The sequence below is a fragment of the Roseovarius sp. MBR-78 genome, from assembly GCF_040547535.1.
Classification (GTDB): domain Bacteria; phylum Pseudomonadota; class Alphaproteobacteria; order Rhodobacterales; family Rhodobacteraceae; genus Roseovarius.
This window is the reverse complement of sequence record NZ_JBEPPX010000010.1, coordinates 127,020-139,239: the sequence shown is the minus strand read 5'-3', so window position 1 is coordinate 139,239 and position 12,220 is coordinate 127,020. Positions and strand designations below refer to the sequence as shown.

13 protein-coding genes are annotated in these 12,220 nt (G+C 66.4%); 5 read left to right on the top strand and 8 right to left on the bottom strand.

The window, feature by feature from the left end; genetic code table 11:
* Nucleotides 1–178: 178 nt before the first annotated feature.
* The 4 genes from ABIE58_RS10510 to ABIE58_RS10495 form a co-directional block, all read right to left on the bottom strand.
* Complete coding sequence (locus ABIE58_RS10510; RefSeq protein ID WP_354544659.1) at nt 179–1,363, bottom strand: amino acid aminotransferase; 1,185 nt, start codon at nt 1,361–1,363, stop codon at nt 179–181.
* Nucleotides 1,364–2,218, bottom strand: a complete 855-nt coding sequence (gene sseA, locus ABIE58_RS10505) for a 3-mercaptopyruvate sulfurtransferase (RefSeq protein ID WP_354544670.1) — start codon at nt 2,216–2,218, stop codon at nt 1,364–1,366.
* 73 nt (nt 2,219–2,291) lie between these two features.
* On the bottom strand, nt 2,292–2,768 hold the full coding sequence (gene smpB / locus ABIE58_RS10500; RefSeq protein WP_354544658.1) for an SsrA-binding protein SmpB: 477 nt from the start codon (nt 2,766–2,768) through the stop codon (nt 2,292–2,294).
* 9 nt (nt 2,769–2,777) lie between these two features.
* On the bottom strand, nt 2,778–3,710 hold the full coding sequence (locus ABIE58_RS10495; RefSeq protein WP_354544657.1) for a serine/threonine dehydratase: 933 nt from the start codon (nt 3,708–3,710) through the stop codon (nt 2,778–2,780).
* 80 nt (nt 3,711–3,790) lie between these two features.
* On the opposite strand from ABIE58_RS10495, the gene ABIE58_RS10490 reads away from it, so the two are divergent.
* From ABIE58_RS10490 to ABIE58_RS10480, 3 genes are all read left to right on the top strand, one after another.
* On the top strand, nt 3,791–4,612 hold the full coding sequence (locus ABIE58_RS10490; protein WP_354544656.1) for an LOG family protein: 822 nt from the start codon (nt 3,791–3,793) through the stop codon (nt 4,610–4,612).
* 54 nt (nt 4,613–4,666) lie between these two features.
* Nucleotides 4,667–5,326, top strand: coding sequence for a hypothetical protein (locus tag ABIE58_RS10485; RefSeq protein ID WP_354544655.1), 660 nt, complete (start codon nt 4,667–4,669; stop codon nt 5,324–5,326).
* Nucleotides 5,327–5,403: 77 nt separating this feature from the next.
* Entirely contained in the window at nt 5,404–7,026 is a 1,623-nt protein-coding gene (locus ABIE58_RS10480; RefSeq protein ID WP_354544654.1) for a DUF4139 domain-containing protein, read from the top strand.
* Between the two features lie 9 nt (nt 7,027–7,035).
* On the opposite strand, the gene ABIE58_RS10475 is transcribed toward ABIE58_RS10480, so the two are convergent.
* A complete protein-coding gene (locus tag ABIE58_RS10475; protein ID WP_354544669.1) occupies nt 7,036–7,509 on the bottom strand; it encodes an invasion associated locus B family protein in 474 nt (157 codons plus the stop codon).
* Nucleotides 7,510–7,756: 247 nt separating this feature from the next.
* Here ABIE58_RS10475 and ABIE58_RS10470 point away from each other — a divergent pair, with 247 nt between their 5' ends.
* Nucleotides 7,757–8,752 carry an asparaginase gene (locus tag ABIE58_RS10470; protein ID WP_354544653.1) on the top strand — a complete coding sequence of 332 codons (996 nt, stop codon included), beginning with the start codon at nt 7,757–7,759 and terminating at the stop codon, nt 8,750–8,752.
* Nucleotides 8,753–8,811: 59 nt separating this feature from the next.
* On the opposite strand, the gene ABIE58_RS10465 is transcribed toward ABIE58_RS10470, so the two are convergent.
* Nucleotides 8,812–9,372, bottom strand: coding sequence for a DUF4202 domain-containing protein (locus ABIE58_RS10465; protein ID WP_354544652.1), 561 nt, complete (start codon nt 9,370–9,372; stop codon nt 8,812–8,814).
* On the bottom strand, nt 9,369–10,076 hold the full coding sequence (locus tag ABIE58_RS10460) for a Crp/Fnr family transcriptional regulator (protein ID WP_354544651.1): 708 nt from the start codon (nt 10,074–10,076) through the stop codon (nt 9,369–9,371). The genes ABIE58_RS10465 and ABIE58_RS10460 overlap by 4 nt, the downstream gene beginning before the upstream one ends.
* 188 nt (nt 10,077–10,264) lie before the next feature.
* On the opposite strand from ABIE58_RS10460, the gene ABIE58_RS10455 reads away from it, so the two are divergent.
* Nucleotides 10,265–11,491, top strand: a complete 1,227-nt coding sequence (locus ABIE58_RS10455; protein ID WP_354544650.1) for an argininosuccinate synthase — start codon at nt 10,265–10,267, stop codon at nt 11,489–11,491.
* Here ABIE58_RS10455 and ABIE58_RS10450 read toward each other — a convergent pair.
* The gene (locus ABIE58_RS10450; RefSeq protein WP_354544649.1) at nt 11,457–12,200 is read right to left on the bottom strand and encodes a sulfotransferase-like domain-containing protein; all 744 of its coding nucleotides are present in this window, start codon (nt 12,198–12,200) and stop codon (nt 11,457–11,459) included. The two genes, ABIE58_RS10455 and ABIE58_RS10450, sit on opposite strands and share 35 nt — an antisense overlap.
* Nucleotides 12,201–12,220: the final 20 nt, after the last annotated feature.

Here is a 12,220-nt window from a genome sequence, read left to right as displayed (position 1 = left end):
GAGGGCATTGAGATCGCGCACATGATCCGCAAGGGCCAATTCGATGCTAACGGCTTCACCGCGTTTCAGCAGTTCGCTCAGATCGCTCAGATCGCAGCATAATTATGTCCAGCGCAAGCCAACACTCAACCACGCTCCAAATTTGCGACGGAACCAACTGCGTTACCCCCCCGTGCCGTCAGACCCCGGCCTCGATCATTGCTTTCGCCAGAATGGGCACTGTATCGGCGTTGAGACCGGCAATGTTGATGCGGCTGTCGCCGATCATGTAGATGCCATGATCCCGGCGCAGCACCTCCACCTGCTCCGGGCTCGCCCCCAGCCGCGAAAACATGCCGCGATGCTGCGCGACAAAGCCAAACCTGTCCGAGCCCGAGAGCCGCTGCAATTCGCCGGCCAGTTGCTCGCGCAGCTTCAACATCCCCAGCCGCACCTCTTCCAATTCCGCCTGCCAGTCAGCGCGCAGGGCGTCGTCGGTCAGGATCATACTCACCAGCCGCGCGCCGTGATCGGGCGGAAACGAGAAATTCTGACGGTTGAGATAGGCAAGGTTGGCCTGCGTCAGATTGCGCCGCCCCGCCTCTTGCATCACCGCCATGAGAATGCCGGTGCGCTCGCGGTAGATGCCAAAATTCTTGGAACAGCTTGCCGCGATCAGCACCTCGGGGCAGTTGGCCGCGACATAGCGCACCGCCGCTGCATCCGCCTCCAGCCCGTCGCCAAAGCCCTGATAGGCGATGTCGATCATCGGCAGCGCGCCCTTGGCATTCAACCGCTCCACCACCGCGCGCCATTCCGGCAGGGTCAGATTGGCACCCGTGGGGTTGTGGCAGCAGCCATGCAGCAGCACCACGTCGCCCGCGCGCAGGCCATCGAGATCGGCCATCATGCCATCGAAATCCACCGCGCAGGTGGCGCTGTCGAAATAGCGGTAATTGATCACCTCCATCCCGAGATAGGCAAGGATGCTCAGGTGGTTGGGCCATGTCGGATCGGACACGAAGACGCGCGCGCCCGGAGTGGCCATGCGGATGAGATCGAACGCCTGCCGCACCGCGCCGGTGCCGCCGGGGGTGGCGAGCGTGGCGACATTGTCGCGCGGCACGGCATCGCCCAGCACCAGATCGGCCATCGCCCCGGTAAAGGCCGGATCACCCGCCAGCGCGGTATAGGCCTTGGTCGTCTCCGCCTCCCAAAGCTGCTTTTCGGCGGCCTTGACCGCGCGCATGACCGGGGTCACGCCCTGAGCGTTCTTGTAGACGCCAACGCCAAGGTCGATCTTGGTCTCGCGCGGGTCGGCGCGATAGGCTTGGCCCAGCGCGATGATCTTGTCGGCGGGTTTTTCCTTGAGGTTCTCAAACATTCAACTGTCTCCCGTGGCGACGGGCAGCGTCGGATACGCGCCCCATTCCGCCCATGATCCGTCATAAAGCGCGTGGTCGGGCTTGCCGATCCGTTCCAGCGCCAGGTTGATGATCGCCGCCGTCAGCCCCGAGCCGCAGGTGGTGATCGCGGGTTTGCCGAGGTCCACCCCCGCCTTGGCGAAGACGGCGCGCAATTCCTCGGGCGATTTCATCGTCTTGTCGGGGTTGAGAAGCACCGAGGCCGGAACGCTTTTCGAGCCGGGGATATGACCGCCGCGCAGGCCGGGGCGCGGCTCCGGCTCCTCGCCGCGAAAGCGCCCGGCGGGGCGCGCGTCAAGGATCTCGTGATCGCCGAGCTTGGTCGCGGCCGAGACCTGCGTGACATCGCGCACCATGTGATTCTGCCGCCGCACGGTCATGTGCCGATCACGGATGACGGGGGGCAGATCCTCGATCTCGCGGCCCTCGGCCTGCCATTTCGGAAACCCCCCGTCGAGCACCGCCACATCCGCGTGCCCCATCAGCCGAAACAGCCACCACACCCGCGCCGCCGAAAACAGTCCGTGCGTGTCGTAGACCACCACCTGATGGCCGTCGCCTACACCCATCGCGCGCAGCCGCGACATGAATTTCTCCACCGGCGGCACCATATGCGGCAATTCCGAGCGCGCATCGCTGATATCGTCGATATCGAAGAACCGCGCGCCGGGGATATGCGCGGCCTCGTATTCGGCGCGCGCATCGCGCCCGGTGCCGGGCAGAAAGGCGGTGGCATCGAGCACCCGCAAGTCCGGGTCTTTGAGATGCGCCGCCAGCCAGTCGGTCGAAACAAGGGTCTTGGGATCGTCGGACATCTGCGCCCCCGGTCTGTTAAACGTCATCTGACTACAATCCGGGCGGCAAAAGGGCAAGCGCGGTGGCGTGTCCTCAGCCGTGATCCTTCAGCAGCCGTTGCTTCTGCCGGTTCCAGTCGCGCTTGGCCGCGGTCTCGCGCTTGTCGTGGTTTTTCTTGCCCTTGGCGATGCCGATCTTGATCTTGGCGATGCCGCGATGGTTGAAGTAAAGCACCAGGGGCACCAGCGTCATGCCCTTGCGCTGCGTCTCGCTCCAGAGCCGCGCCAGTTCCTTGCGCGAGACCAGCAGCTTGCGCCGCCGCCGCTCGTCATGGCCAAAGGTGCGGGCCTGCTCGTAGGGGGCGATATAGCTGTTGACCAGCCATAGTTCGCCATTGTCCACCGTGGCATAGCTCTCGGCGATATTGGCGCTTTTCTGGCGCAGCGCCTTGACCTCGGAGCCCTCCAGCATGATCCCGCATTCGAGATCATCCTCGATGGCATAATCGAAGCGCGCGCGCCGGTTCTCGGCGACGACCTTGTAATTCGGGTTATCCTTGGGTTTGGCCATCCCGCCGTCCTATCCGGGCTGTGACAGGCTGTCCAGCGGATCGGGGGCGACATTGCCGCCGCAGATGAGCACCGCGACCCGCTCGCCCTCGGCGGGGGTATAGGCACCGGAGAGGAGCGCGGCGAGGGCGGTGGCGCCTGCCGGTTCCACCAACTGCCGCAACTCGCGCCAGAGCATCGCCTGCGCCTGCGCGATCGCCGTATCGCTGACCCGCACGCTCTCGATGCCCTGCGCGCGGGCGAGGCCAAGGCAGGTCTCGCCGATCCGCCGCGCCCCCAGGGCATTGGCCGCAATACCGGAAACCTCGACATCCACCGGCGCGCCCGCCTGCAACGCGGCGTGCAGCGCGCAAGAGGTTTGCGGCTCGACCGCCACCACCTTGCGGCGACCCTGAAGCCAGCCGAGCGCCCCCGCGATGAGGCCGCCGCCGCCCACGGCAATCAGAACGGTATCGGCGTCAAGCCCCTGATCCTCCCATTCGGCCATCACGGTGCCCTGCCCGGCGATGGTCGCCTCGGCATCATAGGGGTGCACCTGGATCGCGCCGGTAGCGGCCTGCCACTCGGCGGCATGGGCGGCGGCCTCGGCATAAGCGCCTGGGACCACTTGCAAATCAGCCCCCTGCGCGCGGATGAGCGCGATCTTGGCAGGCCCCGCGATCTGCGGCACATAGATGCGCGCGCGATGCCCGAGCGTGGCCGCGGCATGGGCCACCGCCGCGCCGTGATTGCCGCCCGAAGCGGCGACGATCCCGGCCTGCGGCACCTCGGCCTGCATCAGCGTGTTGAACGCGCCGCGCGCCTTGAAACTGCCGGTCACCTGCATCTGCTCGAACTTGAACCGCACGTCTCGTGTCCCGAACCGCACGGTTGCCACCGGCGTGCACCGCACGTTGCCCGCGATCCGCGCGCGCGCCTCGGAAATTACCCTCTGCCAATCCACCCTTCACACCTCTTTGCCTTTTCTTGATCGGGCAAAGCCTATACCGATGAGAACCCGGACCCAAGCAAGGATCGCCCGCGATGAACGATGACCGCCACAGCCTTTTCCGCGATGCCCAATCGGACCGGTCCAGCGCCGAGCAGGTGCCCGACACGCCGCAGACCCGCGCGCCCGCCTATCGGCTGGCCTTTGCCGACGAGGATTTCCTGTGCCGCGACGAGCTGCGCCCGGTGCGGCTGCAACTGGAATTGCTCAAGCCCGAGATGATCCTCAACGAGCGCGGTATCCAGAGCACGGTGGTGCTGTTCGGCGGCGCGCGCATCCCCGAACCGTCGAAGAAGGACAGCGCGCGCACCCCGGCGCTGGCGGAGTTGTCGCGCTATTACGACGAGGCGCGCACATTCGCGCGGCTGATGACCGAGAAATCCATGTCGACCTACGGGCGCGAGTATGTGGTCGCCACCGGCGGCGGCCCCGGCGTGATGGAGGCGGGCAATCGCGGGGCGGCGGATGCCGGGGGGGCGTCGATCGGGCTCAACATCGTGCTGCCGCATGAAAATGCGCCGAACGACTATGTCACCCCCGGCCTGTGCTTCAACTTTCACTATTTCGCCATTCGCAAGATGCATTTCCTGATGCGCGCGCGCGCGGTCTGCGTGTTTCCCGGCGGGTTCGGCACGCTGGACGAGACCTTCGAGGCGCTGACGCTCATTCAGACCGACCGGATGAAGCCGGTGCCGTTCCTGCTTTTCGGCGAGGCGTTCTGGCGCAAGATCATCAACTGGGAGGCGCTGGCCGAGGCCGGCACAATCAGCGACGAGGATCTTGGCCTGTTCCGCTTTGTCGAGACGGCGGAGGAGGCCATTGCCATCATCGAGGGCTGGGGGGCGGAGGAGGCTTGAAGCGGGGGGCCGCCGCGCCTATCAGGCGATGAGCACCGCCGAAGGAGGCCGCCCATGCGCCGCGATCTGATCGACCGCCTGCTCTTGGCGCTTGTCGTGGTGACGCTGGCTGCGAGTGTCGTGATCGCATGGCGCGCGCCGGAGTATTTCCAACTCGGCTTTGCCGCCGAAGACCGGCTGGTGGAGAATGGCACGGGGCTGTTCCTGCTGGCAGCGAGCGTGGTTCTGGCGCTGAACGCGGCACGGCTTGGCGCACGCGGCGTGCTGCGCGCGGCGGTGCTGACCGGGGGTTACGCGCTGCTGTTTTTTTTCGCGGCGTGTGAGGAAATTTCGTGGGGGCAGCGGATATTCGGCTGGCAGGCGGGGGATTTCTTTGCCGAGAACAATTACCAGGGCGAAACCAACCTGCACAACCTGATGGTGGGCGAGGTGCGGCTGGCGCGGGTGGTGTTCGGCAATGCGCTGACGGTGGCGCTGCTGCTTTATCTCGTGGCGCTGCCGCTGACATACCCACGCGTCGCGTGGATCGGACGGGTGGCCGATGCGCTGGCGGTGCCGGTGCCGGGGTTGCGCCACGCGGCACTTGCCGTTCTGGCGAGTGTCGTGGTCGCCCTCATCGACGTGCCGCGCAACTGGGAGGTCTATGAGCTGGTATTCGCGCTGCTCGCGACCACGATCTTTCTGGTGCCGCAGAACCCGGACAAGACGCAGTGATACGGCCCCATCTGCGGGCTTGCGCAGGGCCCCGGAAAGGCTGAACATCCGGCGAGGCTTTATCGAGGAGTTTTCCGATGCGCGCGCTGTCTGCTGTCCTGTCCCTGTCGCTTGTCTGTCTTGCCGCGCCCTCGCGGGCCGATGACCTGCCGGTCACCAGCCGCGTGAGCGCCGTGACCGTCTATCCCGATGGCGCGCGCGTCACCCGCGAGGCGGTGTTTTCCGCGCCTGAAGGGCAGCACGAGCTGATCCTGACCGATCTGCCGCGCGGCACGCCGCTCGCGTCGGTGCGGGTGACGATCGAGGGGGCGCGGCTGGGGGCTGTGCGCACGCGCGAGGATTACGTGCCGCCGCGCGACACGGCCGAGAGCGAGGCGCTGCGGCTGGCGCGCGCCGAGGTCGAGCGGCTGGAGGAGGCGCTGCGCGCGGGCCGCGCGCAGGTGGCCGATATCCGGCTCGAGGCCGATGCCGCGCGCGCGCGGCTGCGGTTTCTCGACGGGATCGGCGGTGCCGAGGGGCTGGCCGCGCAGGCCCCTGATGCGCTGGGCGATCTGGTGGCGATGATCGGGCGCGAGACGCTCGAAGCGCGCCGCGCCGAGGCCGGGGCCGAGCGCCGCGCCGAGACCGCCGAGCGCGCGCTGAAGGATCTGACGGAACAGGTGGCGCAAGCGCGGCAGGCGGTCGAGGCGCTGGTGCCCGAGACGGAGGCGCGCGCGCTGCTGGCCGTCGCGCTGAGCGCCGAGACGGCGGCGGAGGGACGGCTCAGCATCACCTACACGGTGCCGCAGGCCGGCTGGCAGCCGCTCTATGATCTGCACCTCGCGCGCGCGGCGGGCCGGGTGCGGATCGAGCGCGGGGCCTTTGTCCATCAGGAGACCGGCGAGAACTGGCGCGACATCGCGCTGACCCTCTCGACGCGGCGGCCAACGCAGCAGGGCGAGCCGGGGGAGCTTTACCCGTGGATTCCACGGCTGGGCGACCCAGACGAGATCCGGCCCATGCCGCGGGCCAAGGCCGAGGGCGCGCTGATGGAGCTGACCGCCGCCGCGCAGGTCGCGGATATGGCGCAGGCGGCCTTTGACGGGCTGTCGGTGCGCTATGACTATCCCGCGCCGGTGAGCGTGGCCACCGGGGCCGACCGGGTGCGGCTCATGCTGCCGCCCGTCGAGGCGGCGGCGGAGATCGAGGCGCGCGCCGTGCCGCTGGTGGATGAGACCGCGTTCCTGATCGCGCGGCTGCGCAATGCCGATGAAGATGTGATCCTGCCCACGCCCGAGGCGCGGTTCTATCTCGACGGGCAGTATGTCGGGCAGCGCGAGCTGCCATTCGCGGCGGCGGGGGCGGAGATGGAATTGTCGTTCGGGGCGATCGAGGGGCTGGTTCTGGAACGCGTCGTCAAGACGCGCACGGAGGGCGATCGCGGCCTTATCTCGCGCGCGAGCACGCGTAGCGAGACGGTGGAAATCGCGGTCGAGAACCTTACCGGCGAGGCCTGGCCGCTTGTCGTGCTCGACCGGGTGCCGGTATCAGAACAGGACGATCTGCGCATCACCTGGAGCGCACGCCCGATGCCCGACGAGACCGATGTCAACGCCAGGCGCGGCATTCTCGCCTGGCGCCTTGATCTCGATGCCGGGACGCGGCGCACGATCACGCTGGAGACGCGGATGAGCTGGCCCGATGGCAAGGTGCTGCGCTGAGCGCGTCGCTCACTTGCAGCGTTTTTCAGCCTCTTCGACGGCGGCGGTATAGCCCAGGAGCGAGAACGTATCCTTGGTCTGGGTGCCGCGGGTGGAGCGGGCGGTGAGCACCGCATCGACCCCGCGTTTCATCGCCGCGAGGATTTTCGCGTCATCATCGGTATTGGCAGGCCAGGCCCATTCACCCTCGGTGAACAGCTCGAAACTGTCATCGCCGATCGTCATATTGACGGTCGAGCCCTTGGCGAAAGGATAGCCGCCGGTAAAGGTAACCTGTCCCTGCACCTCGGCGGCGGGGCGAAAGAAGGTCATCAGCAGGATATCGCCGCGCCGCACCGCTACTACCCGGCCATCGCGGGTGTTCACGGTCTCGGTCGGGGCCGACACCGCCCAGCATTCGCGCGGGTCGCTATCCTCAAACACGCTCCACGCCGTGCTGGTGGCCACCTGGTTGGTGCTCGTCTCCTGTGCCAGCGTCGGCATTGCCGTCGCACATGCCAGCGTGATCGCCAGCACCCCTGCAAATCGCGTTATCATTATCCAGCCTCCAAGCTGTCCAAGCCTCAACCTATCCGACCGGTCGCCACCCTTTACAGGCCTGTTGTTCTGTGCGACCGATCCATGTTCGACGCGCAGAGACTAGCGCGAAACGGGCGAAAAGGAAAAGCCGGAATCGGCGGATTTACGCGGATCGCCCGGCCCGGCCCGCAATGTAAACCGGAGACATGACATGACCAACCCCATCCCGCTGACCGAGATATGGCGCGGCCCCCATCCCGAGAGCGTGCATCTGGGCCACGCCGTGATCTGCGAGGCCGGGGGCGATATCATCGAGGCATGGGGCAACGCGGGCGAGGTGGTGCTGCCGCGCTCCTCGGCCAAGATGATCCAGGCTCTGCCGCTGGTGGCCTCGGGGGCGGCGGATGCGGCAGGGCTTGGCCCCCGGCAGCTTGCGCTGGCCTGTGCCTCGCATAATGGCGCGGCGATCCATACCGAGGGCGTGGCAAAGTGGATCACGGGCCTTGGCTTGAGCGAGGGCGATTTCCGCTGCGGCGCGCACGAGCCGCAAGACCGCGACGCGCGCGATACGCTGATCCGGGCGGGCGAGTCCCCGTGCCAGTTCCACAACAACTGTTCGGGCAAGCATTCGGGGTTTCTCACCCTCAACCGGCACCTGGGCGGCGGGGCAGAGTATCTTGACCCCGACCACCCGGTGCAGCGCGCGGTTCTCGACGCGTTCGAGACGGTGACCGATGCGCCATCGCCGTTCCATGTCATCGATGGCTGTTCCGCGCCCAACCCGGCAACCACCCTGCACGCGATGGCCCGCGCGATGGCGTGGTATGCAGGCGCGCGCGAGGATGGCGATGCGGCAGAGCGCGCCGCCGTGCGGCTCTGGCAGGCGATGGTGGCCCATCCCGATCTGGTGGCGGGCGAGGGGCGCGCCTGCACGGAACTCATGCGCGCCTGTTCCGAGCCGGTGGCGCTCAAGACCGGGGCCGAGGCGTTTTTCATCGCGATCCTGCCGCGTCGGCGGATCGGCGTGGCGCTCAAGGTGATCGACGGTGGCACGCGCGGTGCGGAATGCGCCATCGCCTCGATCCTGGTGCGGCTGGGCGTGCTCGACCCCGAGCACCCCGCCGCGCGCAAGTTCCGCAACGCGCCGATCACCAACTGGCGCGGGGTCGAGACCGGGGCGATCCGGCCTGCGGCAGCGTTGGCGTAACGGGCAGGATATAGCGTAGTCTCAAACCGAAAAGCCTGTCGGAGGCTGGTCAATTCGCCTCAGAAGCGGAACGCTTCGGCGAAACTCTCGGGCAGGTCGAACTCGTCAAGCACCCGCGCGCGCCCCTCGGGCGACATCTTGCGCGCCGTCCGCGCCACGATCTTCTCGAGCTTTGCCGGGTCTTGCGTTGGCGCGAAGGGGGCGAAATACCACCTCAGGAAGGTGAAACAGATCACATCCTCGAGCGCCTGCACATCCGCGTCGCGCTTGATCCCCTCCTTGCGAATCATCCTGTCGGCACGCGCGATATCCTCTGCGCCATAGCCTGCATCGGCCATGATCGCACCCACCCGCGCCGCGTGATGCGCCGCAAGCTCCGTGCGCCAGGCGAGATAGCCCGCGCGCCCCTCGGGAAAATCCTGTCGGCTCAGAATCCAACGCTCGATATGCTGGCCCCGCGCGGCGATTTGCAGCGGCTCCGACGCATCGGGAAAGAGCCGGAGAAGCTCTGCCGTCATCCGCTCGCCGTAAAGCAGCGCTGCGGGCCGTCCCTCGCGCTGATCGGGATCGTGCCTGTTCGCGGCGTCGATCGCGGCGATGGCATCGTGCAGGCGGCTCACAGCGCCTTGCCCCACGCATCCGCCGGATCCTGTTCGGCAAACTGGCTCAGCGCGTCGACATCGTCGATCCGGGCGTGATGGCGCGCCATATGCACGCCCACACCCTTAAGCTTGGCAAAGGCGCGCGACAGGCTCTCGGGTTTCATGCCAAGGCGTCCGGCGATGAGCGCCTTGTCATAGGGCAGCGTCACCATGCAGCTTCCGGTATCGCGCGAACACAGCTTTATCAGGAACCCCGCCACCCGCTGCGCGCCCGTCTGTGCCTTGATCTGTTCGACCTGGCCGACAAGATCGTGGAGGTGCTGAAAGGTCGCGGCGATCATCGCCAGCGCCACTTCGGGCTCGCGCTTGATGGTGGTCACGAGGCTGCGCGCCGAGAACTGCAACACCGAGCAGTCGGTCACGGCCTCTGCCGAGACGGGATAGGGGCGCAACTGAAAGGCCACCGCCTCGCCAAAGCTCTGACCCTTGGTAAAGACGTTCACCACCGCCTCGTTGCCATTGGCGGCAACGCGGTAGAGCTTGACCCAGCCTTCGAGCACGAGGTGGATCACCTGCGCCTGCTCACCCTGAAGGAAAATCGTCTCGCCGCGCGTAAAATCGCGCTGCGTGGCGTCGGCCAGCAGCATGTCAATGACCGGCTCGGGCAGCGAGGACAGCAAGAGCGACCGCCGCGCGATATCGTGGCTTTGTGATTTCTTCATGGGAGTCGCGTCACCATCCTGCATCATCCGCCTTTCACGCATAGTCGATTATCATGGCGCGGTCCATTGCGGGCCGCCGGTCTTTCGCCGGGCGCAAAGGGCCACACCCGTCTCTCGGGCAAGGGCTGGCTTGCCCCGCCCCGCAAAACCGGCTAATCGCGCGGGAAATCCGCGAAAGGGGAAGCAAAATGTCCGCGCCGAAAAAAGTCGTTCTGGCCTATTCCGGGGGCCTCGATACCTCGATCATCCTGAAATGGCTCCAGACGGAATATGGCTGCGAGGTGGTGACCTTCACCGCCGATCTAGGCCAGGGCGAGGAGCTGACCCCCGCGCGGGAAAAGGCAAAACTTCTTGGTATAAAAGAGGAAAATATCTATATCGAGGATGTGCGCGAGGAATTCGTTCGCGATTTCGTGTTTCCGATGTTCCGCGCCAACGCGCTCTACGAGGGGCAATACCTGCTTGGCACCTCGATCGCGCGACCGCTGATTTCCAAGCGCCTGGTCGAGATCGCGCAGATGACCGGGGCCGATGCCGTGGCGCATGGCGCGACCGGCAAGGGCAACGATCAGGTGCGGTTCGAGCTGGCGGCCTATGCGCTTAACCCCGATATCAGGGTGATCGCACCGTGGCGGGAATGGGATCTCACCAGCCGCACGCGGCTGCTTGATTTTGCAGAGAAAAACCAGATCCCCATTGCCAAGGACAAGCGCGGCGAAGCGCCGTTCTCGGTCGATGCCAACCTGCTGCACACCTCGTCCGAGGGTAAGGTGCTCGAAAACCCGGCAGAGGCTGCGCCGGACTATGTCTATCAGCGCACGGCCAATCCCGAGGACGCCCCGGACACGCCGCAGATCATCGAGGTAACGTTCGAGAAGGGCGATGCCACCGCCATCGACGGCGAGGCGATGAGCCCGGCCACCATATTGACACGGCTCAATGAATTGGGTGGCAAGCACGGCATCGGGCGCCTCGATTTCGTCGAGAACCGGTTTGTCGGCATGAAATCGCGCGGGATCTACGAGACGCCCGGCGGCACGATCCTGCTCGAGGCGCATCGGGGGATCGAGCAGATCACCCTCGACAGCGGCTCGGGCCATCTCAAGGATTCGCTCATGCCCCGCTATGCGGAGCTTATCTATAACGGCTTCTGGTTCAGCCCGGAACGCGAGATGTTGCAGGCGGCGATTGACCGCTCGCAAGATCATGTGTCCGGCACGGTGCGGCTCAAGCTCTATAAAGGGTCTGTCACGACCATCGGGCGGTGGTCGGATCACAGCCTTTACTCCGAGGCGCATGTGACCTTTGAAGAGGATGCCGGGGCCTATGACCAGACCGACGCCGCCGGGTTCATCCAGCTCAACGCACTGCGGCTCAAGCTTATCGCGGCGCGGAACCGGCGGCTGAAGGGCTGAGCGCCACGGCGCGCAACCGCTCGTAGGCGGGCATCGCCGCCTCGGCCAGCGCGGCGCGCGGCCCGTCGAGCGCCGGAAGCGGCCCCTCGGCGGGGGCAAAGCCGGTGCTGTCATGCACCGCCCCATACCAATGCGCGGCCCAGACCCCGTCTTGCGCGTGCCCGCCCCTCGGCCAGGACAGCATCGCAGGCGTCCACTCAAGGCCAAGCGCGGCACAGAGGCGGCGCAGCATGATGTCAGGATCGCGCCGGATATCGGTCGAATCGATCACCACCGGGGCCTGCCCCAGTGCTACCAGGTGATCGTAAAGCTCGGCCTGCTGCACAAAGCCGATATCGGCCAGCACCGGGTTGTCGTATTTCGCGGAAAAGCTGGCGGCGACGCGGGCGGGGTGGCGAATGAGAAAGACGTTGACCATCCCCGCCACCCAATCGCGGGGGATGCCGGGGATCATGTGTTGGGCCATGTGTTTTTGGTAGAAATGCGGCTTTTGCGCGGGAACAGGGCCTGTCAGCCCGTCCACCACCCGGCCCGGATCGACCGGCTGGGAGGCCATGATCTCGGCGCGCATGGGATGATCGAGCCCGGTCTGCGCGAGATAGGCGGCATAGAATGGCTCGTCCACCACGGCGCAATCGCCGCGCGCGGCAAAGGCATACATCATCGCGGTCGAGAGGTTGCGCGGCCCCGACCACATGGCGATACGCATCTTGTTCCCCCTCCCGCTCC

Excerpts from the sequence above, each read along its gene's own strand:
- smpB (WP_354544658.1), bottom strand. The coding sequence starts at position 2,768 with ATGGCCAAACCCAAGGATAACCCGAATTACAAGGTCGTCGCCGAGAAC.
- sseA (WP_354544670.1), bottom strand. The coding sequence starts at position 2,218 with ATGTCCGACGATCCCAAGACCCTTGTTTCGACCGACTGGCTGGCGGCG.
- ABIE58_RS10470 (WP_354544653.1), top strand. The coding sequence starts at position 7,757 with ATGACCAACCCCATCCCGCTGACCGAGATATGGCGCGGCCCCCATCCC.
- ABIE58_RS10485 (WP_354544655.1), top strand. The coding sequence starts at position 4,667 with ATGCGCCGCGATCTGATCGACCGCCTGCTCTTGGCGCTTGTCGTGGTG.
- ABIE58_RS10475 (WP_354544669.1), bottom strand. The coding sequence starts at position 7,509 with ATGCCGACGCTGGCACAGGAGACGAGCACCAACCAGGTGGCCACCAGC.
- ABIE58_RS10460 (WP_354544651.1), bottom strand. The coding sequence starts at position 10,076 with ATGAAGAAATCACAAAGCCACGATATCGCGCGGCGGTCGCTCTTGCTG.
- ABIE58_RS10510 (WP_354544659.1), bottom strand. The coding sequence starts at position 1,363 with ATGTTTGAGAACCTCAAGGAAAAACCCGCCGACAAGATCATCGCGCTG.
- ABIE58_RS10480 (WP_354544654.1), top strand. The coding sequence starts at position 5,404 with ATGCGCGCGCTGTCTGCTGTCCTGTCCCTGTCGCTTGTCTGTCTTGCC.
- ABIE58_RS10450 (WP_354544649.1), bottom strand. The coding sequence starts at position 12,200 with ATGCGTATCGCCATGTGGTCGGGGCCGCGCAACCTCTCGACCGCGATG.
- ABIE58_RS10490 (WP_354544656.1), top strand. The coding sequence starts at position 3,791 with ATGAACGATGACCGCCACAGCCTTTTCCGCGATGCCCAATCGGACCGG.
- ABIE58_RS10455 (WP_354544650.1), top strand. The coding sequence starts at position 10,265 with ATGTCCGCGCCGAAAAAAGTCGTTCTGGCCTATTCCGGGGGCCTCGAT.